The organism is Coriobacteriia bacterium, from assembly GCA_034370385.1.
Lineage (GTDB): Bacteria > Actinomycetota > Coriobacteriia > Anaerosomatales > PHET01 > JAXMKZ01.
On the sequence record JAXMKZ010000059.1, the window covers coordinates 46856 to 70173 of the forward strand.

Sequence of the window (23318 nt, forward strand, 5' to 3'; positions counted from 1 at the left end):
ATGCCTCGTGTCAACACTCGTTCAGGAAGTCGAGCACCCCCGCTCCGTGTCCGCGCAAGGCGTGCTACCATGCGCCCGCGCACCTCAAACCGGGAGGCTTTCGTGATACACGCAGTGCTCTTCGACCTGGACGGAACCCTCCTCGACATCGATCTGCAGGGGTTCCTTCGCGAGTACTTCGCACTACTGGGACCGGAGCTTGCGCGGCTCGTCCACACCGACGAGAAGACCGCTCTGGAGGCCGTTATGCAGGCAACGGCCGCTATGTGCGAACCTCACGTCGGCCGCACGAACCGCTCGGTCTTCGAGGAGCACTTCTTGAAACTGACCGGCGCCGATCTTGCCGACCCCGTCACCCGATCCACGCTGGCGACGTTCTATGAGAGCTCTTTCCCCTCTCTCAAGGCTGGTAACGGGCCTCGCGACGGCGCGGCTTCTGCGGTCGCGGCCACCCGGGGGCACGGACTCAAGTGCGCCCTGGCCACCAACCCGATCTTTCCGTACGCGGCAGTAGCGGAGCGGGTGCGCTGGGCAGGCTTCAGCCCGGACCAGTTCGATTTGGTGACCTCCTACGAGAACTCCGAGGCGTGCAAGCCCCTCCCCCACTACTTCCGCCAGATCGCCGAGCTTCTCGGCGTCGCACCCGATGCATGCCTCATGGTCGGGGATGACCCGATGCTGGATATGGCTGCAGCGGACGTGGGGATGCGGACGTTCTACGTCGGAGGATTGCCCGGGGTCACGTCCACCTGGAGCGGGTCGATCGCCGATCTGGACGACCTACTCACCCGAGTGCTATGACGCCATCTTGCCCTTCTTGGGTCTCACAAAAGCGACCCATGCACCGTCGGAACGCCGGTCATACGTGAACTCGAAGCGACCGCGCGACTCTCGCCGAAGATCGATCTGATAACCGAGCCCTGCGGGCTCATGGTCGCACACCAGCACGATCTGGTTGCTTGACGCCAGCTCGAGCATCTTGTCGACGACAGCGAACACGACGGCGCGGCGCAGTGCCGGATCGAGCTTGCGGATGTCAACGACGAGTTCGCCGCTGTGCTTGGACACGAACCTCACCCCTGTACGAGACAGTCAACCTGTGCTGCAAGGACTATTCGCCGGAGTCCTGCGCAACACCTTCTGGTTGAGGAACCCAGCATAGCGCATACCCGGCTCGCAGGACCCCAAGACGAGGAAACCCGAGTCTATGGGAAGAATAGTCCTACGAGCGCTGTCGTTTTGCGCCGTACGTGGGTGTTAGAATAGGGGCTGGCCAGAGAGGGACCGCCTGAAAGACAGGGCGCGTACTGGTTCAGGAGACCGGGCAGCCGACCAACGAGGGGGTCGCAGGGTCTTGGCATTCGTGCATCGAACCGTTTGACGCCGACCCTTGACGGGCCGTGCGCCCCTCTCCGCTCTTACCTCTCTCGCCACCCACCATTCTCAGGCAATCCCCGGCTATCCGCCGTTTTGCGGTGGGGATCCGGTGTGCGCGCGATGCATCGTTTCGTCTCTGAGTCTCAGTGAGGGGGGGTCTGCTCGTTCCTGATACGAGCCACGGTAGGGCCGCCGGGGCCCGCGCAGTCCGTGGCGCACGGCATCTGTCCCAACGTCTAGAACCGAATCACAAGGAGGTGTATGGCATGGCGCATGAGGATCGAGCGTTCTACGACCAGCTTGCAGAGCGCGGCGTGACCCGCCGCAGTTTCTTGAAGTACTGCGGCTCGGTCGCGGCGATGCTCGGACTCGCCGAGACGATGGCTCCAACCATCGCAGGCGCAGTCGAGGCAGCCGCAGGCTCGAAACTCTACCCCGCCGTCTGGGTGAACGGCGGCGCGTGCACGGGCTGTACTGAGTCTGCTGCTCAGGCCACGTATCCCGACATCGCGCAGATCGTGCTCGACATCCTGTCCCTGAACTACATCGAGACGATCATGATGGCCACCGGTCACGAAGCCGATGTGGCGCTCTTTGACACCGCGGAGGCGAACGAGGGCAACTTCATCATGATCTACGAGGGCACCGTCATGACGGGACTCGAAGGCAACACCCTTCGAATCGCCGGCAAGACGGGGCTGGAATACATCGACGAGATCGCGCCCAAGGCTGCCGCAGTCATCGCGGTCGGCTCCTGTGCGGTCGATGGTGGCTGGGTAAAGGCGGCGCCGAACCCTGCAGGCGGCACCGGCATCTCGATGTACCTGAAAGAGAAGGGCATCGCGACACCCGTCATCAACCTGCCCACATGCCCGGTCAATCCGGAATGGATCGTCGCGATCATCATCGACGCACTGCTGCTCGGTCAGCTGGCTGACGGCAGCATCCTCGACAAGCTCGACGAGTACGGCCGGCCGAAGTTCATATTCGGCCAGACCATCCACGACAACTGTCCGCGTCGTGGTCACTTCGAGAATGGCGAGTTCGTCTACCAGTTCGGTTCGGCCGAAGAGGCCAAGGGCTACTGCCTGTATCCCGTCGGATGCAAGGGCCCCCAGACCCAGACCAACTGCCCGATCGTACGCTGGAACAACTCGGTAAGCTGGTGCGTCGAGTCCGGCTCCCCCTGCATCGGCTGCGCGAACTACAACTGGGTCGACAACGGCGCGCCGTTCCTCGGTCGCATGCCGCAGGTCGCCATCGGCTCCGGCCCACAGGGCGGCGGGTTCAACCCCGGCGTAGTGGGAGCAGTAGCCGGCGGTGTGGTCGTCGGCGCACTCGCTGTGCACGGAATCGGCATGAAGGCTGCCGGCCGTATCGGCGAAGGTCCTGCTACCGAGCCCATGAAAGACTATGACGCCAAGCGCGGCGCGAAGGGGGGCGAAAAGTAGTGGCTTCCAAGGCAACTACGTCCACTGCAACACCCACCACCACGTCGGCTACACCGGTGCCTATATCGGCCGCCAGCGGGACTGCGGTCATCGACCCGCTGACCCGGATTGAGGGTCACCTGCGTGTCGAGTGCTCGGTCGAAGGTGGCGTGATCACCGACGCCTGGGTCTCAGGTGGTCTGTACCGTGGCATGGAGACGGTCCTGAAGGGCCGCCAGCCTGCTGACGCATTCTATGTGTCGCAGCGAATCTGCGGTGTGTGCCCGGTCTCCCACGGCCACGGCGCTACGATGGCCGCTGAGTCGGCCTTGGGGGTCACCATCCCCAACGGCGCGCGCATCGTCCGCAACCTCATCGAGGCCGCGGAGTTCCTGCACAGCCACGTGCTGTGGTTCTACACGCTGGCGGCACTCGACTACGTCGACCCTTCAAAGGCGCTCGAGGCCGACATCGCCGATACGTACGCGCTCGCACAAGCTGCCGGCACGTCGACGGCGGACTTCGGTGCCGTGCAGTCCAAGCTCAAGACCCTCGTTGAAGGCGGCCAGCTGTCCATCTTCACCAACGGGTGGTTCGGTCACCCCGCCTACGCGCAGGACATGCCCGCCGAGCTTCACCTCATCGCGGTGGCCCACTATCTGGAGGCGCTCGAGATCCAGGCGGAGGCCGCTCGCATCATCGCGATCATGGGCGGCAAGTTCCCGCACTTCATGACTTCGATTCCCGGCGGGACCTCATGGGTGCCCACCGAGGAGAAGATCGACGACGTGCTCTTCCGCTTCATGCGTGTGCGTGACTGGGTCTACAACACGATGATCCCCGACACGCTCGCAATCGCGCCGTTCTACGCTGACGCCCTCAGCTACGGCGCCGGAACCGGCAACTTCCTGGCGTGGGGCGTCTTCAACGACCCGTCGATGGAGATGACGAAGCGCTACCTTCCCAACGGTGCGATCTTCACCGCCCAGGGACTCAAGGTCGAGGACGCGAGCCCCGACAAGGTGCTCGAGTACGTCGAGCACTCGTGGTTCAAGTCCGAAAGCGGACTGAATCCGCAGGACGGCAAGACGGAGGCCGTGGATACGTTCCCCGGCTATGACATCAACGACAAGTATTCGTGGGCCAAGGCCCCCCGCTACGACGGCAAGTCGATGGAAGTCGGACCGCTCGCACGTATGCTCGTCGCATACCTGCGTGGCGTGGCTCCCGTGAAGTCCATCGTCGATACCGCCCTCACAGCGCTCGGTGCCGCAGGCAAGCCCGAGGTTCTCGTCTCACTGCTCGGCCGTGTCGCGGCCCGCAACCTCGAGACCGCGGTTGTCGCCGACTGGTCTGTCGAGTGGGTCAACGAGCTCATCGGCGCCATCAAGGAAGGCGGCATCGCCTTCTATGAGCCGATCGAGAAGGACGCCGGCAAGGGCGCAGGTATGTGGGAGGCGCCGCGTGGCGCGCTAGGCCACTTCATGAACGTCGAAGGTGGACTCATCTCCAACTACCAGGTCGTCACTCCGTCGACGTGGGACATCAGCCCTCGCGATGCCGAGGGCGTTCGCGGCCCGATGGAAGAGGCGCTCATCGGCGCCCCGGTCCTGGACGTCGAGAAGCCCATGGAGGCAGCTCGTATCGCCCGCAGCTTCGATCCTTGAATCGGGTGCGGCGTTCACGTGACTGAACGCAAGACCGGCAAGACCGGAACCGTGTATACGCGTCAGTGGGGGGTGAGGTAGATGGCTCACAAACTCTATCGTGAAGCTCATCCGATGCCCTTCGTGCTGACGCACTGGATCAACGTGCTAGCCATGTTCTTCCTGACGCTTTCGGGCTTCTACATCCACTTCCCGATCTTCCCGGGTCTGATGGGTGTGGCTCGTGGGACGCACTTCTTCTGGATGTTTGTGCTCATCATCAACCTCGCGCTGCGCATCTTCTTGGCGTTCTTCGTCAAGACGGCGAACATGCCCGATACGCGCGAGGTCGACACCGACATCAAGAACTGGCTACCGCAGCAGGCCAACCGTCACCAGATGTGGCCGTGGGTGAAGTACTACCTGTTCATGAAGAAGGATCACCCGATCTCGGCGAAGTATGGTGTCCTGCAGAAGATCGCCTATCTCGCCACGATCCCCCTGACGCTGCTGGCCGCCTACACGGGCTTCGCCCTGTGGGGACCGACATCGGACTGGCCCTTCTTCCTTGCGGGTTCGATCTGGGTTGCCGACATGTTCGGTATCGGCGGCGCAAGCCTCATGCCGATGCGCATCATCCACTACTGGACCATGTGGCTCATCCTGATCTTCACCGCTGCACACGTGTATCTGGCGAACATCTACAACTTCGCTCCGTCGAAGATGATCTTCGCTTGGAAGGAGTCGGCGGACCACTAGGTCCGGCCGCACTTCGCGTCGACTGCTGGATCAAGAAGAGCCCCGGCGCACTGCCGGGGCTCTTCAGTCTGGTAATCCGCGCAGACAGGCAGGACAACCGCCCGCCTGGGCAGAATGCAGAACTCAAGACGAGAAGGAGCTGGTCGTCCTGTTCGCTGAACGCGTTGTCACACGCGCCTTGGGGGTGCTCAACCGCCGCTACTTGGCGACGTACCCCACCGATGAGACGATGCTGCCCGGGCCAGCACCCGGTCGCGGCTACCTCCTGTACGCACACGTCCCCTTCTGCGAGCGGCTGTGCACCTACTGCTCGTTCAACCGCTTCCTCTACCAAGAAGATCGTGCGCGGGCCTACTTCGCCGACCTACGCGCCGAGATGCGCATGACCGCCGAACTGGGCTACGATTTCCACTCGCTCTACGTCGGTGGAGGTACTCCGACGATTCTTCTCGACGAGCTCGCTGAGACGATCGATCTGGCCCGCTCGCTGTTCCCCTCGATCAGCGAGGTATCCTCCGAGACGAGTCCCAACCATCTGGAACCTGAACTCGTCAGCATCCTCGACGGCCGCGTTCAGCGGCTTTCGGTCGGCATCCAAAGCTTCGACGACCGTCTGCTGATGCAGATGGACCGATTGGGCAAGTACGGTAGCGGCCAGGAGGTCTACGAGCGTGTCGCATCGGTCGCGACGGCTTTCCCCTCGTTCAACGTCGACATGATATTCAACTTCCCCAGTCAGACCGAGGAGATCCTCGCGCGCGACATCGAGCTTGTGAGAGAGCTTGGCGTCAGTCAGACGACGTTTTACCCACTCATGGCATCACCGCTGCGCAGACGTGAGCTCGCCGAGACAGTAGGAGACCTGGACTACGCTCGGGAGGCCCGCTACTACGAGCAGATCTCCGAGTCGCTCGCGCCCGAGTTCGAGCCCGCCAGCGCATGGACTTTCTCGCGCGACCGCTCTGCGATGATCGACGAGTACATCGTCGACTTCCCCGAGTACGTCGGCATAGGCTCCGGCGCGCTGTCGTTCCTCTCGGACACGTCCTACGCAAACACCTTCTCGCTCCGCGAGTACCACGAGCGCATATCGAGCGGGCAGATGGCAGTGGTCAAGCGCGGGACGCGCTACCGATTGTTGGCGCGCATGCGCTACCGGTTCGTGACTGATCTGTTCGGATTGAGACTCGACAAGCGGCGATTCAAGCGTGACTTCGGACTGCCGGTGGAGATCGGGTTGTTCGCCGAGATCGCCTTCATGACCGCGGTCGGAGGCATCGCGACCAACACGGCTGACGAGATGACTCTCACGGACAAAGGTCGCTACCTGCTTCTGGTCATGATGCGCGAGACGCTCGCGCTCTCAAACGACGCTCGCGACAGGGCCCGTGCCGAACTCCCCCTTGACGAGCGCCTCCTTCTGCTTGAAGGTGACACCTCGGCACTGCCTTCGACAGAACCCAGCCTCGCCGCGTGTTAGGCGAGACGAACAGGTAAGGAACCTCGATGACCGACGCGCCCCAGCGCATCCTGGTGATGGGCGTTGGCAACCCCTTGATGCGCGACGAGGGCATCGGCCCGCGCGTCGCCGAGCTGCTGATGACCACCTACGACTTCCCCGAGCACGTCGAGATCGCCGACGCAGGCACCATGGGCTACTCGATCCTCAACATGTTCACCGGCTTCGACCACCTGATCATCGTCGATGCCATGCGCGACTCCGGACATCCCGCAGGGACCGTCCTCGTCCTGACGCCCGAGGCTCTTGCAAACGGGCAGGTCATGCACTCACTGCACGATACGCGCCTCGTCGATGTGCTGGGTGCGGCAGCTCTTATCGACCGCGCCCCGGAAACCATCTGCGTGGTCATGCAGATCGAGGAGATCGTCGAGTGGGTCCTTGAGCTGTCGGCCCCCTGCGAAGGGGCGTTGCCTCTGGCTGCAGGTGCTGTGCTGGATCGCCTGCGCGAGCTCGGGGTCAGCCCAAAGGTGCGCGCGGACGCTGCAGGATTCCACGCGCGCGTCATAGAGGCACTGCGCTCGTACGCACCCATGCCGGAGGCGCCTATCGCCTCGCAGCCCGAGGCTCAGGACGACTGACTCGCCGGCTGACTCGAGCCGAGCCCTACTCGCTCATCATGAGGGCGCGCCGTACGGACGCCGCTATCCCCGCTGCGTCCAGACCTGCGCGCTTGAACAGGTCGCTTGCGGGTCCCGACGGCTGGAAGCCCTGCACCCCGAGCCGCGTGAACGACACACCGACTCCACTGTCTGCAAGCCACTGCGCGACCGACGCGCCGAGACCGGTGCTCACATTGTGGTCCTCGACGGTCAGCACCGCGGGCATCGACGCGACACGGTCCATCATGCGGTCGTCCAGATGCAACGGGCAGGCGACGATTCCCACCGCGGCGCCGATCGCTTCCTCGCGCAGCAGATCCGATGCGGCCACAGCCGCCCCGGCTACCGTCCCCATCGCCAGAATGCAGGCGTCAGATCCGTCGCGCGCCCACACGATGTCGCCGTAGTTGAACTCGTACTCACCGTCGAACAGGGCCGCTCCCTCGCGGTCACAGATCACGGGCAGCTTGCTGCGTCCCATCGCGATCGCCACGCAGCCCTGCAGGGCGGCGGCCTCACGCACGGCGCGGTCGGCCTGGTTGGCGTCAGCAGGAACGATCACCTTCCAACCGAAGAAATCGCGAAACGCGCCCACATAGTCGAGGCACTGGTGGGTCTTGCCGTCCTCGCCCACGTCCAGACCGCAGTGCGTGACCGCCAACTTCAACGCAGCCCCGTTCAAATCGTTGAGCCGCTGTTGGTTGTAGGCCTCATCAACCCCGAAGACCCCGAAGTCCGACCAGAACGTCACTACGCCGGGAACCGTGGAGCATGCCCCTGCTGCGGTAGCTGCGTTGTGCTCTCCCACGCCGCACTGAACAAAGCCGGACGGGTGCGCTGCGAGGAATCCATCCGTCTTGACCGACACGGCCAAGTCACAGTCGAACACCGCGATCGCAGTGTCGGGATTCGCGTCAGCAAGGTCTACGAGCGCCGCGCCCCAGGCCGAACGGCAGTCTGCCTGCGTACCGGGTTCGTACGAGCGCGCGCTGCCACGCTCGATCGCAATGGCTGGCGTCTGGTGATCGAGGTGACTGACTTGGCACGGGGCCGTCCGGCGAACCACCGCAGCGCCCAGCGCGTCGGGGCCTGCGCCCAGCTCATCTGTCGCTTTGACGTACTCGTCGCGAGTCAGGCTCCGCCCGTGGAACTCGGGCAACCCTTCCATGAACGAGACGCCCTTGCCGATGATGGTCCGCGCCAGAACCACACTGGGCACCCCGTCGTCGACCGCAGCGGCGATCGCCTCGTGCAACGCCTTGAGGTCGTGCCCGTCGCACTCGTAGACCCGCCACCCGTCCGCGGCCCACGTTGCCGGCAGATCCACGGGCATGACATCGCGCGTCCTACCCGAGATCTGTATGCCGTTCCAGTCGACGACCGCCGTGACCGTCCCCAGCGCCTCCCTCGCGCCTAGCCTGCGAGCCTCACCGACCTGTCCCTTCATCTGCTCCCCGTCGGACATGGCGACGAAGGTATGCCAGTCTGCACCTGTCATCCTCGCACCCAAGGCGAGCCCCACGCCCGCCGACAGCCCTTGACCCAGGTTGCCGGTCGACCACTCGATTCCGGGGACCGAGCGCTCTACATGTCCCTCGAAGACACTCCCCGCCCTGCGGAAGTGCGCCTCGACTTCGCCTGCCGGGAAGAATCCCGCATGCGCGAGCGCGGCGTACGCGCCGGGAGACGTATGCCCGTGCGACATGACGATCCGGTCGCGACCCTCCCAGCGAGGCTCCAGTGGGCGAAGCCGGGCCGTTCCCACCAGAAGCGTATAGATCTCCAGGGACGAGAAGGATCCTCCCGGATGCCCCGATGCTGCGACACTCGTGGCCGTGAGGACCGTGCGACGCGACGCCAGCGCGCGCGACGCCAGCTCCCGGTAGTCGTCATCGGCGAGCGGCGCGTGGGCTCCGGCGTTCAACATGCGCATGGCCTCTTCTCATGTCGATGGATACGCCCCACACGACCACGTCGCCAGGGCGCTACACTTGAGTGGTCGAATCAGTGTATTCCCGAGGAAGGACCCCTGCGTGCGAACTCCGCTTGAGATTGCGCAGCTGGCCGCCCTGGCCGGCGGTGCCGCCCTAGAGGGCAGGGCGGGCGATACCGGCGCAGTACGGTCGAAGGGGTCACCGACCGACTTCGTCACCGAGGCCGATATCGCATCCGGCCTCGCCGTTGTACGCACCATTCTGGCCCACGACCCACGGGCGCGCATCGTGGTAGAGGAACCCGAGGTGTGCCACGATCTCGGCGTAGAGCCGGGCACCCTCGATGACGCTCGGGTGTGGGTCGTCGACCCCCTCGACGGCACTACCTCGTTCCTCCATGGCTTCCCCTGCTACTCGGTCTCGGTCGCGCTGGTTTGTGAGGGCCGCTCGGTTGCAGGCGCTGTGTACAACGCGGCCACCGCGAAGCTGTTCTCTGCAGCAGTGGGCGAAGGAGCTACGTGCGAGGGCGAGGTGCTTCGTTGTGCATCCGCGTCAACCGTCCAAGAAGCGCTGCTCGTGACCGGATTCCCCTACGATCGCGGCCTTCCGCTGGACCGGCAGCTCGCGGTGCTGGCCGCGTTTCTTCGAGCCCCTGTCCACGGAATCCGCCGTGACGGCTCGGCCGCGATAGACTGCTGCCACGTTGCGTCGGGTCAGGCAGACGGTTTCTGGGAGTACGCCCTCAAGCCCTGGGATATGGCGGCGGGAGCGCTCATCTGCGCCGAGGCGGGAGCTCGGGTCACCGACCTGGACGGTGTCGGCTGGACGAGCGCCAGCCGTAGCATCTGTGTGGCGAATCCCGTGCTGCATGACCAGATGCTCGACGTGATCGCCTCTGCTGAGGCTGCAACGCCAAGGAGCTAGTAGACCCGCTTCTCCTCAGCGGAGTCTTCCTCAAGCGTGATACCCCATTCGCCGAGGACCTTCGATACTGCGCGCTCGCCGCTCTCGATGCAGTTCGGCAGCCCGACCCCCCGGTACGATCCGCCCGCAAGCGCCAGGCCCGGGATGTCGGCACACCGCTCTTCGATCTGCTCGACACGGTCCAGGTGCCCGAGCGTGTACTGCGGCATGCCCCCTTCCCAGCGAAAGACGCGCGAGAAGAGCGGCTGAGCGTCGGCACTCACGCCGATGATCGAGCGCAACTCCGAGAGCACAAGCTCGATGAGTCCGTCGTCGTCCCGGTGAAGCATCTCCTGGTTGTGCGGGCCTCCGACGAATCCACGGAAGAGCACCTTGCCCTCGGGCGCACGTCCCGGCCACTTCGTCGACGAGTAGGTGGCCGCGAGGAGAGCCCGGTTCTCCACCATCGGACACAGGACTCCGAAGGCGTCCATGTCGACGCCGACCTCATCGGCACGAAACGCCATCGAGACCGTCGCAGACGAACTCGTCGGGATGTGAGAGAGATTCAGCGCGATCTCTTCATCGAGACCGCGCGCAAGCTCCTCGGCCGCCCAGGACTCAGTGGCGACGATAAGCGCATCGCCCGCGACGGTTGAACCATCCGACAGTTTGACGGAGTACCGTCCTTCGTCAGAACGCGTGACGCCCACGGCGGCGACGCCGGTTCTGATGCTCTCCCGACCAGCGCCGTCTGCCATGGCCTCGGGAAGCTCGGCCATCCCGCGCGTGAGCGACGTGAAAAACGTCCGCGGCTTGTCGCCGGGCTTGGGCGGGTACTTCTTGCGCATCTCCTCGACCTTCTTGCGCGCGGCGAGGAATCCGCGCATCAGTGAGCCGTACTTCTGTTCCATCTCAAGCAAGCGGGGAAAGGTCGCGGCAAGCGACATCAGAGCGGGGTCCGAGGCATGCACACCGCCGACGAGCGGCTCCGCGAGCCGGTCGAGGCACTCACTGCCCATGCGACGAGTCACGAAGCTCTCGAGGGTCTCGTCGTTGAACTCGCCTTCTGCCAGCACTTTCTTAGGGATGAGGAGATCCATGCCCATCCGGATCTTGCCGGCCCAAGAGAAGAGCCCTGTGGTGGCGAACGGCACGAACTTGGTCGGAGCGAACATCATCACGCCATCGGGCATCTCGAACAGTCGACCACGCGACAAGATCAATGTCTTCTTGCGCGCGTCATCTGTCGGCAGTTCGTGGTCGAAGAAGCCGAGCAGCTTGGCGATACGGTGAACGGCGGGCTTCTCGGTGAGGAAGCAGTCGGGGCCGCCATCGACCACGAAGGACGCGTCTTCGCCGACCGGGTCCCACTCGTCGGCCACGATCTCGGTCGCGATCTTGCCGCCGACCCTGTCGTTCTTCTCAACCACCACGAACTCGACGTCGTGACCCTCGTCAGCTGCACGCTTGACCTTATAGGCCGCGCCAAGCCCCGCCACGCCTGCGCCGATGATGATGACCCGCTTCACTAGTCCGCCCCTCACTGGCGCAGCGACCGCGCCGATCACCCGACCTACCAGACCCGCTTCTCTTCAACGGCGTCTTCTTCGAGCGTGATTCCCCAATCGCCCAGAACCTTGCTCACGGCACTCTCCCCGCCCTCAAGGCAGTTGGGAACACCGACGCCGCGATAGCTACCGCCTGCAAGCCCCAGCCCGGGGATGCCGGCCGTGATGGCCTCCAGCTGATCCATCCGGTCGAGATGGCCCATCGTGTACTGAGGCATCCCCATAGTCCAACGGAACACGCGCGCAAACAGCGGCTTCGCGTCGGCCTTCAGGCCAAGCATCTCGACAAGCTGCTGGCGAACGATGTCGATCAGCTCGTCGTCCGACTTCTCCATGATCGCCTGATTGCGCGGGCCGCCAACAAAGCCTCGCAGCAGCACCCGGCCCTCAGGTGCCCGATCGGGCCACTTCGAAGACGACATCGTCACGGCCATCACGGGGCGATTCTCAACGAGCGGCACGAGAATGCCGAAGAACTTCGTATCGAACGGGCAGTCCTCGGCGCGAAACGCCATGGGGACCGTGGCAGACGACGAGAACGGGATGCTGTCGAGAAGTGCCTTCATGTCGCTGTCGGCGTCAACCAGCATCTGGCTGGCCGCCCACGACGGGGTCGCGATGATGACCGCGTCGCCCTTCAAGGTCGCTCCAGAATCCAGAACGACGCTCCATGAACCGTCTCCGGCGCTCGCCACGCTCTTGACGCCGATACCGGTGCGGATGGAGTCGCGCCCGGCTGCGTCAGCAAGCTTCTCGACGAAGAACTGCATACCGTCATGGAAGCTCGAGAAGAATGTGAACCGCTTCGCGCCGGGCTTGGGCGGGTGCTTGCGCTTCTGCTCTTCGACGAGTCGGCGCTGATCCAGGAAACCGCGTATGAGTGAGCCGTGCTTCTGCTCCATCTCCAGCAGATTCGGGAACGTCGCGGCGAGCGACATCTTGCCGGGATCCGATGCGTGGACTCCGCCTACCAGCGGTTCAGCGAGCCGATCGAGCGACTCCCGCCCCATTCGGCGAACGACGAAGCTCTCGAGCGTCTCATCGTGCTGCTGGGCGGTGTCGCCCGCAGGCCAGCGCTCTTTGCGTGGAATCAGCAGGTCAAGCGCCATGCGGAGCTTGGCAGCCCACGAGTAGAGCGACGTCGTCGCGAGGGGAACCAGCTTCGTCGGGGCGAACATCATGATCCCGTCGGGAAGCTCGACGAGGCGTCCGCCCTTCGCAATGAGAGTCTTCTTGTTCTCATCGCACGTGCGCACTTCGTCATCGAATATTCCGAGCAGCTTCGCGACTCGATGCACGCCGGGCTTGGAGGTGATGAACGCGTCAGAGCCGCCGTCGACGATGTAGGGTTGCCCGGTCTCGGGATCGTTGATGTACTCCGTCGAGAGCGACCCGCCCAGACGATCGTCCTTCTCGACGAGCGTGAAGGACACCTCGTGCCCCGCCTCAGCGGCCCGGGACACCTTGTAGGCGGCGCCAAGTCCGGCAACCCCACCGCCGATGATGATGACATGCTTCATGCGTATCGAGCTCCTGTATTCGCGTCGTTGGGGTCGCACGCGTGCCGGCGCGGGCGGACTCGGCCACTATCTTCAGAGCAGGGAGAGTACCGAGGCGGTGACTGCGTCGATGACGGAATCCTCGTCATTGGGCGCAGGGGCACGCACGAATTCCAGCCCTGAATCGTACGCCCTGCCCGCCGCGACGATGTCGAGATCGTAGAGCGTCTCCATGTGGTCGGTGAGAAAACCGATGGGTACGACGACGAGCCCGTGAGCACCCGAGGCGGCGACGGCATCGATCAACTCATCGATGTCGGGCCCCAGCCACCCGCCGGGGCGGTTGCCTTTCGACTGGTAGACGAGAAACCACGGACGGGGGGCCTTCGCCGCCCCATACGCTTGGAAGCTCTCGAATATCGGCGCACCTGCGTCTTCGACGCCCGGCTCCAGCCCCAGCTGCTCGACCACCGCGTCGGCGACCGCGCGCAGACCGCCTACATAGGGATCGTCTTGCACCAGATCGCCCTCGGGCAGCGAGTGCGCGGTGAATGCGAGCACCAGTCCCTCGTTGTTCTCGACCTCAACCAACGTGGCAGCGGTCGACATCGCGTAGAAACTTGCGAACGCGTCGAGGGTCGACACCAAAGGAGCCTCGATCACCGTCATGCCGCCAAGAGATGCGACGGCCTCGTCGACGGCCTCACGGTAGGCACCGTGGGCGACCTTGCTCTCGAAGGGCGAGAGTGAAACGGTGATGACGCGCTCGCATCCCCGCTCCCTGAGCCCTGCAAGCGCATCGCCGATGTAGGGATCCCAGTAGCGCATGCCCACGGCGACGGGTACATCATGACCGCCCGCCTGAAGAGAGCTCTCCATCTTGCGCGCGATACCCTTCGCGATCTCATTCAGAGGCGACGAGCCACCGATTGCCAGGTACCTTGCGCAGACCCTGGTGACGAGCTCCTCGGAAGGCTCTTGCCCCATCAGGTTGCACATGAACGGCGCCACGGCCTCGATCGAGTTCGGTCCGCCGAAGCCGGTTATGAGGACTCCCGTCTTGACCATCGGACTACACTCCGCCCCTGATACGATCCGAGTGCTCGTGAACCAGGCGAATGAGGGTCTTCGCCTTCTCCGGATCACTCGTCTTGTGGATCCCGTGTCCTAGATTGAAGATGTGCCCCGGGCGTGTTCCTACCGCCTCCAAGATGTGCACCACCTGACGCTCGATCTCAGCGTCCGGGCCAAAGAGCGCCACCGGATCGATATTGCCTTGGATGCCGAACTTCGGGTCGATGAGCTCGACGGCGCGTGCCATATCCAGGCGCCAGTCGACGCCGACGACATCGCCGCCCGCCTGCTGTACCAAATCGATCATCGACGTGGCACCGTTGGCGAAATGAATCACCGGCACGCCGCCCTCGACGACCCTGTCGCCGTGGGCTTTCACAGCAGCCAGCACCCTCTTGGAGTACGGCAGGATGAATCGCTCGTAGTCCCAGGGGGCCACGTAGCCGACCCAGCTATCGAACATCTGAACGGTCTGCGCGCCGGCATCGATCTGGGCACAGAGGTACGCCGTCACGGTGTCGGCGAACTTGTTCATCAACAGGTCCCACGCCTCGGGCTCGCTCCACATGAGAGCCTTGCAGTTCTCGTAGTCGCGCGTGCCCCGGCCCTCGATCGCATAGCTCGCAAGGGTGAACGGCGCGCCGGCAAAACCGATGAGCGGCACCTTGTTCTCAAGTTCGCGACGGAGGATCTTGATGGCGTCCATGACGTAGCCGGTGTTCTCGATCGGATCCGAGATACCCAGGTTCTGCACGTCAGCGACCGAACGGACGGGGTTGTTGATTATCGGACCGACACCGCTCTTGAACTCCAGATCGAGTCCCATTCCGGGGAACACCACGAGAATGTCGGAGAACAGAATCGCCGCGTCGACACCGATCAGGTCCACCGGCTGCAGCGTCACCTCGACTGCGAGCTCAGGGTTGTAGCACATTTCGAGAAAGCCGCGCTTCTCGCGGATGGCCCGATACTCGGGCATGTACCGGCCGGCCTGTCGCATCATCCACACAGGAGTGCGCTCGGTCGCCTCGAGGCGCGCGGCGCGCAAGAAGAGGTCGTTCATCGCCATCGGTTTGGATCCTTTCGTGGGGCATGCATGAGGAGGGCGCCCATGGGCGCCGAGCGTTCATCATACCACGCACGAAGGCCCCACTTCCCTCGCAGAGAGTGGGGCCTTCGAGTCGGAACGACGATGTGCGGACCTAGTGATCCGGGGCGGTATCCACGATCGTCTGGACGATCGACGGATCCGCCAGAGTGGAGATGTCACCGAACGCATCCAAGTCCCGCTCACCCGCGGCTACCTTGCGCAGAATACGGCGCATGATCTTGCCGGAGCGGGTCTTGGGCAGCTCGGGGACGAAGTGCAACCGATCGGGGCTGGCAATCGGTCCGATTTCGTTGCGCACGTGACCGACGAGCATCTTCCTCAACTCATCGTTGGGTTCTTCGCCGGTCTTGAGGATGACGTAGGCGTAGATGCCCTCGCCCTTGATGTCGTGCGGGAAACCGACGACGGCCGCCTCGGCCACCCGCGGGTTGCTGACGAGCGCGGATTCAACCTCTGCCGTGCCCATACGATGCCCTGAGACATTGATGACGTCGTCCACGCGGCCAAGCAGCCAGTAGTTGCCGTCCTCGTCCTGGCGGCACCCGTCACCGGTGAAATACTTACCGGGGAAGGTCGTGAAGTAGACCTCCTTGACGCGAGCGTTGTCAGGGTCACCCCACGTGCCGCGCAGCATGCCCGGCCACGGGTACTTGATGCACAGGCGTCCGCCTGATCCGCACGGGGTCTCAGACTGGTCCTCGTTGAGAATGATTGGCTGGATTCCGAAGAACGGTCTCGTCGCAGAGCCAGGACGCATGGGTGTGCAACCCGGCAGGTTCGTGATCATATGGCCACCGGTCTCGGTCTGCCACCACGTGTCGACGATCGGAATCTCCGAGCGACCGATGTTGCGCCAGTACCACAGCCACGCCTCGGGGTTGATTGGCTCGCCGACGGTGCCCAGAACGCGAAGGCTCGTCAGGTCGTACTTGGCAGGCCACTCCTCACCAGACTTCATGAGGGCACGAATGGCGGTAGGCGCGGTGTAGAACTGGTTCACGCCGTGCTTCTCGACGATGTTCCAGAAGCGGCCCGCGTCCGGATACGTGGGCACCCCTTCGAACATGAGGGAGGTGCCACCGAGGCTCAGGGGACCGTAGACCACGTAGGTGTGGCCCGTGACCCAGCCGATGTCAGCCGTGCAGAAGAAGACGTCCTCGTCGTGATAGTCGAACGTGTACTTGAACGTCATGGTCGCGTAGAGCAGGTATCCGCCGGTGGTGTGAAGGACGCCCTTCGGCTTTCCGGTCGAGCCGGAGGTGTAGAGGATGAAGAGCGGGTCTTCAGCATCCATCCACTCGATGTCGCAGTGCTTGGCGATATCAGGGCTGCGAATCTCCTCGTGGTACCAGAAATCGCGACCGGGCTCCATGTCGACGCGGTTCTGGGTGCGCGAGACAACGATGACGCTCTCGACGCAGGGGCATTCGTGCAAAGCCTCATCGGCCATCGCCTTGAGGGGGACGAGGCGTCCACCACGAACGCCTTCATCAGCGGTGATGAGCATCTTGCACGACGAATCCTGGATGCGATCACGCAGCGCCTGAGACGAGAAGCCCCCGAAGACGATCGAGTGAATCGCGCCGATGCGTGCACAGGCGAGCATAGCGATGGGGAGCTCAGGGATCATCGGCATGTAGATGGCGACGCGGTCGCCCTTCTTGATGCCGTGCTTCTTCAGCACATTGGCGAAGCGGCACACCTTGTAGTAGAGCGACTGGTAGGTGTAGATCTTGCTGCGGCCTTCGTCGCTCTCCCAGATGAGCGCGGCCTTATTGCGACGCCATGTCGTCAGATGGCGGTCGAGGCAGTTGTACGCGACGTTGGTCTTGCCGCCCTTGAACCACTCCACGCGCGGAGTGTCGAACTCGTAGGAGAGGACGGTGTCCCACTTCTTCTCCCAGTGGAGGTACTCCTCGGCCATCTCGGCCCAGAAACCCTCGGGATCGTTCACCGAGCGGTCGTACATCTCCTGGTACTCATCCATCGACTTGATCCACGCGCGCTCGGACACCCAGGCGGGCGGGTTGATGACCTGCGAAACACCCGCCATTGACTCGATGGCGACAGACTCGTCAGTCATACCGTCCTCCTTCTCGTTTCTCGTGGTACGGCGATCAGACCTGAAGCATTCCGACCGATGTACCCCTATGAACAGGACGGTCCCCCGTAGGGACCGCAGGACCCATAGTAGGGGTGCTACCCGTCTGTCTTGCCTCCCGAAACGGGTTAACGGCGCGTCCTCGTCGGTCAACGGCACCCAGAGGTCTTGTGCGAGGGGTGGCCGGAGGAGTATCTTCTTCTCGTTGACAGGTTTCCCTTCCCTCACAACGCCGCTTCCGGGGGATCCGGACGGCAACCGGCTAATGGGCGACAGGCGACCGGCATCGCCCGTACTGGCGGACTTTCCTAAGGACCGCCCGCCCGACTGAGACTCAGGGGTACTTAGCAGGGAAGGATTGAGGAAGCCCCGGCCCGAAGGCCGGGGCTTCCGTCTATTCTGGAGACGGCATCAGTGCCATCAGAGATGCTGCGGTGCCAGCCGGACCGCGTCGAGCAGACGTTCAGCGAATCTCGGGTCAGACGCCAGTCCGACGTGATGCGCCTGTTGTAGGTACCCGCGCACCGCACCCAGGTCGCCCGAGAGAGCGAGCTTGGTTGCACCGCCCAGTGACGCGTTGCCGGGCGCACTCAGGACCTGTCCCACCTCAACGGGCATCATGCCGATGGCGACGAGGTCAGCCGGGCGCAGCGCGCCACCGAATGCACCCGCGACCCACACCCGCGACAGCGACTGCGCGCTGAGGGCCGCCGCAGAAAGGACTCCCTGCACCGCTACGAATACGGCGGCCTTGGCCAGCTGCAGCTCCCGGATATCGAGCTGGGTGAGGAGTGCGTCCTCTTCCGGCCCCACCGAAACCACCCGTACGCCATTCTCGTCCAAGCTCACCCCGACACCATCTGGTCGAATCAATCCGTCTTCGTCCAGTATGTCGGCACGTCTGAGGTCGGCCAGAGCGGCGACCACCTCAGAGCCGCAGAGACCGGCGACCCCTTCGAAAGCGGGGCCGGCAGCAGCGGAAGCCACCGTGAGGTTGTCGCCGACAAGGAGCGCGACCTCGGCGTTGGTGCCGACGTCTACCAGCAGCACCGGGCTGTCAGCGCCCGCTGCGGCCAGGAACTCCAGTCCGGCGAGTACGTCGCCACCGACGAAAGACCCGAGGGGAGGTACCAACATGACCTCAGCCTCAGAATCGAGCCCCCGAATCTTCGAGGCTTCCATTGACGATGGAATCACCGGGGCAGCGTACGGTGCAACCGACAGCACCGACACGTCCGCCTGCACAAGCAGCGCCGCCATCGCGGTGTTTGCCGCAATGACCACCCGCTGCACGTTCTCCGCCTGACCCCCCGATGCGACCTCCAGGGCGGAGGCCACGCTCTCGGACGCAGCGACTGAGAGCGCCGCGGCATCCCCTCCAAGCGCAGCGGTGATTCGAGTGATGACATCAGCGCCGAAAGACCTCTGCCGATTGGGAACCGTCGCCATGCCGATCTGGCGCCCGGTGGCGCGGTCGACGACGACGACGGAGACGTTGGTGGTTCCGAGGTCGACCCCGGCGACAAGCGCCGCGCGCCCACCGCCGGAGATCTCCGCCGACATCGCAGCGGGCGCAACCAGCGGTCGCACGACGACCGGCCCGACGACCTGTGAGCGACACGCGAGTCGGACGCCCGACGGGGCCCGCTTCAGTCCGGCCCGCTCCTGCTCATCGGGCTCACCCAACTCCCCCTCGATGACGCGCACTCCGCAGGTTCCGCACACCCCGCGACCGCCGCACGGCGCGTCGAAGGTCAAACCTGCCGCGCGCGACGCCGCCAGCACGGACGTCCCCTCCTCGACCCATGCGGTTGCCCTCGAGGGCAGAAATGACACCGGGCACAGCGGCATTCGGGTTACTCGCCTTCGAACCTCACCATGCCGGGAGCCATCGCACGGCCGCCGAGCACGTGTACGTGTACGTGGCCGACCAACTGCCCGGCGTCGCGGCCGTTGTTGACGATCACCCGATACCCCGACTGCTCGACGCCCTTGAGGCGTGCGACCTGCGGCACGGCAGCCATCAGGGCACCTAAAAGCTGCTCACTCATGTCGTCGCCAAGGGTCACGTGGTGCTCACGCGGAACGACGAGGGTGTGTACCGGCGCCTGCGGCGAGATGTCATCGAACGCGATGACATGGTCGTTCTCCCACACCACTGTTGAGGGGATCTCACCCGCGACGATCTTGCAGAAGACGCAGTGGTCCATGCTCACTCCCTCGCCTCGCTCGCATCATCGGGCTCGATCTCTCCGATGAGCATGGTCACCTTCTGTTGTGCGTCGGCGAGCCTTGTCTGGAGTGCCTTGAGCAGCGCGACTCCTCGCTCGTAGCGCTCAAGGCTGTCCTCAAGCTCGAGTTCGCCGCTTTCCAACTCCGCGACTATCCCCTCCAGCTCGGCGAGCGCCGCCCCGAAGGGAAGGTCCGTCACATCCGGACGCGAGACCTCATCCACGATTCTCTCCGTTCGTCACGTCATCCACAGTACATGCGATGACACCGTCTGACACGCGCACATTCAGGTGATCGCCCCGGGACACCTGAACGACACTGCGAACCACCGTTCGTCCATCAGCACCGAATGCGGCGGCCCATCCCCGCGACAGGATACCCAGTGGGGAGAGATCCTCAAGCCGAGCTGCGAGTACCGCTGGCCGGGCACTGGTGCGTTCGAGCAGCCTCGGTCCGACCGTGACCAGTCTCTGCCGGGCGTGCCCGACGCGCTGCAGATCGCGCGAGATGCGCTCGGGAATCGCTCGTCGCAGCCGCATGGAGGCCAGATCGATCGCCTGACTCGCTGGTCCCAAGACGGCATAGGGATCCGATAGCGCCGGGCGCTCCGCAAGCCGGAGCAAGCGATGCTCATAGCGCGAGACACGGTGATGAAGCGCATGCGCCAACGATCGTCGGTCTCGATCGAGCATCTTCGATACGTCTTCCATCGCCGGCGCCACAGCCTCGGCAGCCGCCGTGGGCGTCGAGGCACGCACGTCGGCGACCATGTCGGCGATAGACGTGTCCGGTTCATGTCCGATGCCGGTCACGACGGGCACCGGGCTTGCGGCCACAGCACGCGCTACCGCCTCTGAGTTGAACGGCATCAGGTCCTCGTAGCTTCCGCCTCCCCGGACCAGGAGCACCACATCGGGGCCTGCATCACAGGCCGTGCGTAGCCCGCCTACCAGCTCACGTTCCGCGCCATCGCCCTCGACTTGGACGCCCGCCACCAAGACCTCGGCCAGAGGATATCTGCGACGCAGCGTCCGCAGCACGTCGTGGATGGCCTTGCCACGCGGTGAGGTCACCACCGCGATGCGCTGCGGATGGCTCGGTAGCGCTCGCTTACGCTCGGCGCGCATCAGCCCTTCCGCTTCCAGGCGTCGGGCGAGTTCTGCAACCTGCAGGCGAAGTCGGCCTTCGCCGGCCAGCTCCAGGCGCCTGACGGTGAACTGCATGCGGCCCTTGGGAACGTACGCCGAGAACTGCCCGGTCAACTCGACGAGCATGCCGCACCTCAGTGAGATGCCGGATCCGTCGTAGACGTCGCGCCACATGAGACAGGGCATCGCCGCCGAACCGTCACACACGGTGAAGTAGGCCGCCTTGTACCCCGGCTTGTCGTTGAACTCCGAAACCTCGCCGACGACGCGGACCCGTACGGCCTCGAGCGCGCCCTTGGCTCGGTTCATCGCTTCTGTCACCGACAGCGCACGGTCCTGCTCCACGCTTCTCTCCCCTCGCTCCCCGCGATTCTACCCAGGGTCTCTGACATCGCGTGAAACGACCCGAGACGCGATCTGGTTCAGTCCCGACGCGCCAGACCGAAGTAGTACACCAGGTTCAGAAGTGAGATGAGGGCGGCCGCGACGTAGGTCAGGGCGGCCGCATTGAGAACCTGGCGAGCACCGGAGATCTGATCGGGCGAGACCATCCCGATCGTCTCGAGGTTCGCAATGGCCCGCTTGGACGCATCGAACTCAACGGGGAGCGTCACGAGCTGGAACAGGACCGCGAACGAGTAGGCGATGATCCCGAGCCACAGAAGACCCGTGATGCTCGTGAACAGCCCCAACAAGATGAGTATGCCCGCCGACGAGGAGCCGAAGTTCACCACCGGCACGAGGGATGTGCGCACCTTGCCCCACACGTATCCCTGCTCATCCTGAATGGCATGTCCTGCCTCGTGCGCCGCCACGCCCGCAGCGGCCACGCTCGGCTGAGCGTAGACCGCCTCAGAGAGCGCAAGCTTCTTGGACCGCGGATCATAGTGGTCGGTCAGCTCTCCGGGCACCGCAACGATCTCAACGCCGGACAGACCGGATGAGTTGAGTATCGCGCGGGCGACGTCGGCTCCGGAGCGACCGGTCGAAAGAGGTACATGACTCCACTTGCGAAACGTCGACTTGATGTAAGCCTGAGTCGCGAAACCCAGTCCAACGGACACGACCATGATCAACAGGTAGGTGGGGTCGAGAAACATCTTTCCTCCGTCATCGGCGCGTAAGGCAGCTTGAGATGGCGTCTGAAGCGAGTGCCGTGCCGCTCGCTCAGTCTCCCTCCTCGATCATGAGTTCTCCATCGTGGATCGAAAGCTTTATCTCACCGTCAAGCAGTCGCGTCAGCTCGCGACCGATCATGTCTTCCCGCCACCCGGTAAGGAGCGGATGATCCTCTCGGTCTCCCCCCGCTAGACGCTCGAGATCGTCGCGCGAAGCCAGCAGGGGCATCGCGACGCCGTTCTCTCGAGAGCGGCGTCGGACCACAGCCACCATCAGGTCGACCGCTGCGTCGACGTCGCCGACCAGACGCTTGCGCTTGCCAAGTGACGGCAGGTCATCCTCGGCAACCGCCAGACCACGAGCGACCGCCTCGAGAAGCCCGGGCGTCGAACCACGCCCCACCTTGTCCGAGACACCACGAATAGCTTGCAGATCGGCGGGCGTGCGCGGTGTGCGGCGAGCGACCTCCACGACGCTCTCGTCGCCCAGCACCCACCGCTTGGGGATATCGCGCCGGATCGCTTCGAGTTCTCGCCATGCAGCGACTTCGCGAGCCACGCCAAGCTGTCGTCGGTTCAGCGACGATATCCGCTTCACGCGTCGCCACTGATCCTCAGGGACGATCAGGTAGGTCGCCGGGTCCTCGAGTCGCGCGAAGTCATTCGAGAGCCACAGCAACCTGCCGCCCTCGGTGAGCTTGCGGGTGAGCGCCTCGTAGGCAGCCGGAAGGTAGCGCACGTCATTGAGCGCGTACTCCACCTGAGTGGCGGTCAGCGGACGACGCGACCAGTCCGTGAAGGAGTCGCCCTTGTCAAGCTTGACACCGAGCAGCTCACTGATGAGTGCCCCGTACCCCACCTGCTGCGGGAACCCGCCGAGCGTCGCCGCTATCTGTGTGTCGAACACGGGGGCGGCCGCTGAATCCGTGAGTCGGTAGAAGATCTCCAGATCCTGGCTACCGGCATGCAAGATCTTCACGATTCCGGGATCGGCCAGTAGGTCGAGGAAGGGCGAGAGGTCACTCACGGCCAGGGGGTCGATGATGGCCGCGACGCTCTCATTCGCCACTTGAATCAGACACAGCTTTGCGAAGTAGGTCTTCTCGCGCATGAACTCGGTGTCAATCGCGAGAATGCGTGAAGATCCGAGTATCGCCACCAGTTCGTGCATCGCCGAATCGTCGGACACGAACATCTCGCGTGTTCCTGCGCGCATCGAACTCCGTCTCGTCGGGAATCTCATCTACTATGGGCAGGGTAGACCAGCCGGGCGCCCCTGACGAGGCGCCCCCTA

20 protein-coding genes are annotated in these 23318 nt (G+C 64.1%); 7 read left to right on the forward strand and 13 right to left on the reverse strand.

Annotated features, from left to right (window positions below; genetic code table 11):
* Window positions 1–102 precede the first annotated feature (102 nt).
* Entirely contained in the window at window positions 103–801 is a 699-nt protein-coding gene (locus tag U1E26_11970) for an HAD family hydrolase (GenBank protein MDZ4170352.1), read from the forward strand.
* Here the strand turns inward: U1E26_11970 and U1E26_11975 are convergent.
* Window positions 796–1068, reverse strand: a complete 273-nt coding sequence (locus U1E26_11975) for a DUF2249 domain-containing protein (protein ID MDZ4170353.1) — start codon at window positions 1066–1068, stop codon at window positions 796–798. The two genes, U1E26_11970 and U1E26_11975, sit on opposite strands and share 6 nt — an antisense overlap.
* Window positions 1069–1643: 575 nt before the next feature.
* Between U1E26_11975 and U1E26_11980 the strand changes: the two genes are divergently transcribed.
* The 5 genes from U1E26_11980 (at window position 1644) to U1E26_12000 (ending at window position 7312) form a co-directional block, all read left to right on the forward strand.
* Window positions 1644–2828 carry a hydrogenase small subunit gene (locus U1E26_11980; GenBank protein MDZ4170354.1) on the forward strand — a complete coding sequence of 395 codons (1185 nt, stop codon included), beginning with the start codon at window positions 1644–1646 and terminating at the stop codon, window positions 2826–2828.
* Window positions 2828–4474: a nickel-dependent hydrogenase large subunit gene (locus tag U1E26_11985; GenBank protein MDZ4170355.1), complete on the forward strand. Its 1647-nt coding sequence runs from the start codon at window positions 2828–2830 to the stop codon at window positions 4472–4474. The genes U1E26_11980 and U1E26_11985 overlap by 1 nt, the downstream gene beginning before the upstream one ends.
* Before the next feature lie 81 nt (window positions 4475–4555).
* Window positions 4556–5212 (forward strand): cytochrome b/b6 domain-containing protein, encoded by a 657-nt coding sequence (locus tag U1E26_11990; GenBank protein ID MDZ4170356.1) that lies wholly within the window; start codon window positions 4556–4558, stop codon window positions 5210–5212.
* Between the two features lie 148 nt (window positions 5213–5360).
* Entirely contained in the window at window positions 5361–6692 is a 1332-nt protein-coding gene (locus U1E26_11995; protein MDZ4170357.1) for a coproporphyrinogen III oxidase family protein, read from the forward strand.
* Between the two features lie 26 nt (window positions 6693–6718).
* Window positions 6719–7312, forward strand: a complete 594-nt coding sequence (locus U1E26_12000; protein MDZ4170358.1) for a hydrogenase maturation protease — start codon at window positions 6719–6721, stop codon at window positions 7310–7312.
* A gap of 25 nt (window positions 7313–7337) precedes the next feature.
* Here U1E26_12000 and U1E26_12005 read toward each other — a convergent pair whose 3' ends face one another.
* Window positions 7338–9266: a transketolase gene (locus U1E26_12005; GenBank protein MDZ4170359.1), complete on the reverse strand. Its 1929-nt coding sequence runs from the start codon at window positions 9264–9266 to the stop codon at window positions 7338–7340.
* Window positions 9267–9366: 100 nt separating this feature from the next.
* On the opposite strand from U1E26_12005, the gene U1E26_12010 reads away from it, so the two are divergent.
* Window positions 9367–10191: an inositol monophosphatase family protein gene (locus U1E26_12010; protein MDZ4170360.1), complete on the forward strand. Its 825-nt coding sequence runs from the start codon at window positions 9367–9369 to the stop codon at window positions 10189–10191.
* On the opposite strand, the gene hemG (U1E26_12015) is transcribed toward U1E26_12010, so the two are convergent.
* The 11 genes from hemG (U1E26_12015) to rnd form a co-directional block, all read right to left on the reverse strand.
* A complete protein-coding gene (gene hemG / locus U1E26_12015) occupies window positions 10188–11702 on the reverse strand; it encodes a protoporphyrinogen oxidase (protein ID MDZ4170361.1) in 1515 nt (504 codons plus the stop codon). The genes U1E26_12010 and hemG (U1E26_12015) overlap by 4 nt on opposite strands.
* Window positions 11703–11746: 44 nt before the next feature.
* A complete protein-coding gene (gene hemG / locus U1E26_12020; GenBank protein MDZ4170362.1) occupies window positions 11747–13261 on the reverse strand; it encodes a protoporphyrinogen oxidase in 1515 nt (504 codons plus the stop codon).
* 72 nt (window positions 13262–13333) lie between these two features.
* Window positions 13334–14308 carry a ferrochelatase gene (gene hemH / locus U1E26_12025; protein MDZ4170363.1) on the reverse strand — a complete coding sequence of 325 codons (975 nt, stop codon included), beginning with the start codon at window positions 14306–14308 and terminating at the stop codon, window positions 13334–13336.
* 4 nt (window positions 14309–14312) lie between these two features.
* The gene (gene hemE / locus U1E26_12030) at window positions 14313–15377 is read right to left on the reverse strand and encodes a uroporphyrinogen decarboxylase (GenBank protein MDZ4170364.1); all 1065 of its coding nucleotides are present in this window, start codon (window positions 15375–15377) and stop codon (window positions 14313–14315) included.
* Window positions 15378–15516: 139 nt separating this feature from the next.
* Window positions 15517–17508 carry an acetate--CoA ligase gene (acs, locus tag U1E26_12035; GenBank protein ID MDZ4170365.1) on the reverse strand — a complete coding sequence of 664 codons (1992 nt, stop codon included), beginning with the start codon at window positions 17506–17508 and terminating at the stop codon, window positions 15517–15519.
* 438 nt (window positions 17509–17946) lie between these two features.
* On the reverse strand, window positions 17947–19377 hold the full coding sequence (locus U1E26_12040; protein MDZ4170366.1) for an ASKHA domain-containing protein: 1431 nt from the start codon (window positions 19375–19377) through the stop codon (window positions 17947–17949).
* Between the two features lie 5 nt (window positions 19378–19382).
* On the reverse strand, window positions 19383–19736 hold the full coding sequence (locus U1E26_12045; GenBank protein ID MDZ4170367.1) for a histidine triad nucleotide-binding protein: 354 nt from the start codon (window positions 19734–19736) through the stop codon (window positions 19383–19385).
* Between the two features lie 2 nt (window positions 19737–19738).
* Window positions 19739–19981 carry an exodeoxyribonuclease VII small subunit gene (gene xseB / locus U1E26_12050; protein ID MDZ4170368.1) on the reverse strand — a complete coding sequence of 81 codons (243 nt, stop codon included), beginning with the start codon at window positions 19979–19981 and terminating at the stop codon, window positions 19739–19741.
* Window positions 19974–21251 (reverse strand): exodeoxyribonuclease VII large subunit, encoded by a 1278-nt coding sequence (gene xseA / locus U1E26_12055; GenBank protein ID MDZ4170369.1) that lies wholly within the window; start codon window positions 21249–21251, stop codon window positions 19974–19976. The genes xseB and xseA overlap by 8 nt, the downstream gene beginning before the upstream one ends.
* A gap of 77 nt (window positions 21252–21328) precedes the next feature.
* Window positions 21329–22006 carry a zinc metallopeptidase gene (locus tag U1E26_12060; GenBank protein MDZ4170370.1) on the reverse strand — a complete coding sequence of 226 codons (678 nt, stop codon included), beginning with the start codon at window positions 22004–22006 and terminating at the stop codon, window positions 21329–21331.
* 67 nt (window positions 22007–22073) lie between these two features.
* Window positions 22074–23240, reverse strand: a complete 1167-nt coding sequence (gene rnd, locus U1E26_12065) for a ribonuclease D (protein MDZ4170371.1) — start codon at window positions 23238–23240, stop codon at window positions 22074–22076.
* Between the last annotated feature and the right edge of the window lie 78 nt (window positions 23241–23318).

What these genes read in the sequence shown, in the direction of transcription:
- U1E26_11980 (MDZ4170354.1), top strand. Translation starts at nt 1,644, where the DNA reads ATGGCGCATGAGGATCGAGCGTTCTACGACCAGCTTGCAGAGCGCGGC.
- U1E26_11990 (MDZ4170356.1), top strand. Translation starts at nt 4,556, where the DNA reads ATGGCTCACAAACTCTATCGTGAAGCTCATCCGATGCCCTTCGTGCTG.
- U1E26_12000 (MDZ4170358.1), top strand. Translation starts at nt 6,719, where the DNA reads ATGACCGACGCGCCCCAGCGCATCCTGGTGATGGGCGTTGGCAACCCC.
- U1E26_12005 (MDZ4170359.1), bottom strand. Translation starts at nt 9,266, where the DNA reads ATGCGCATGTTGAACGCCGGAGCCCACGCGCCGCTCGCCGATGACGAC.
- hemG (MDZ4170362.1), bottom strand. Translation starts at nt 13,261, where the DNA reads ATGAAGCATGTCATCATCATCGGCGGTGGGGTTGCCGGACTTGGCGCC.
- hemH (MDZ4170363.1), bottom strand. Translation starts at nt 14,308, where the DNA reads ATGGTCAAGACGGGAGTCCTCATAACCGGCTTCGGCGGACCGAACTCG.
- hemE (MDZ4170364.1), bottom strand. Translation starts at nt 15,377, where the DNA reads ATGAACGACCTCTTCTTGCGCGCCGCGCGCCTCGAGGCGACCGAGCGC.
- acs (MDZ4170365.1), bottom strand. Translation starts at nt 17,508, where the DNA reads ATGACTGACGAGTCTGTCGCCATCGAGTCAATGGCGGGTGTTTCGCAG.
- U1E26_12040 (MDZ4170366.1), bottom strand. Translation starts at nt 19,377, where the DNA reads ATGCCGCTGTGCCCGGTGTCATTTCTGCCCTCGAGGGCAACCGCATGG.
- U1E26_12045 (MDZ4170367.1), bottom strand. Translation starts at nt 19,736, where the DNA reads ATGGACCACTGCGTCTTCTGCAAGATCGTCGCGGGTGAGATCCCCTCA.
- U1E26_12060 (MDZ4170370.1), bottom strand. Translation starts at nt 22,006, where the DNA reads ATGTTTCTCGACCCCACCTACCTGTTGATCATGGTCGTGTCCGTTGGA.
- rnd (MDZ4170371.1), bottom strand. Translation starts at nt 23,240, where the DNA reads ATGCGCGCAGGAACACGCGAGATGTTCGTGTCCGACGATTCGGCGATG.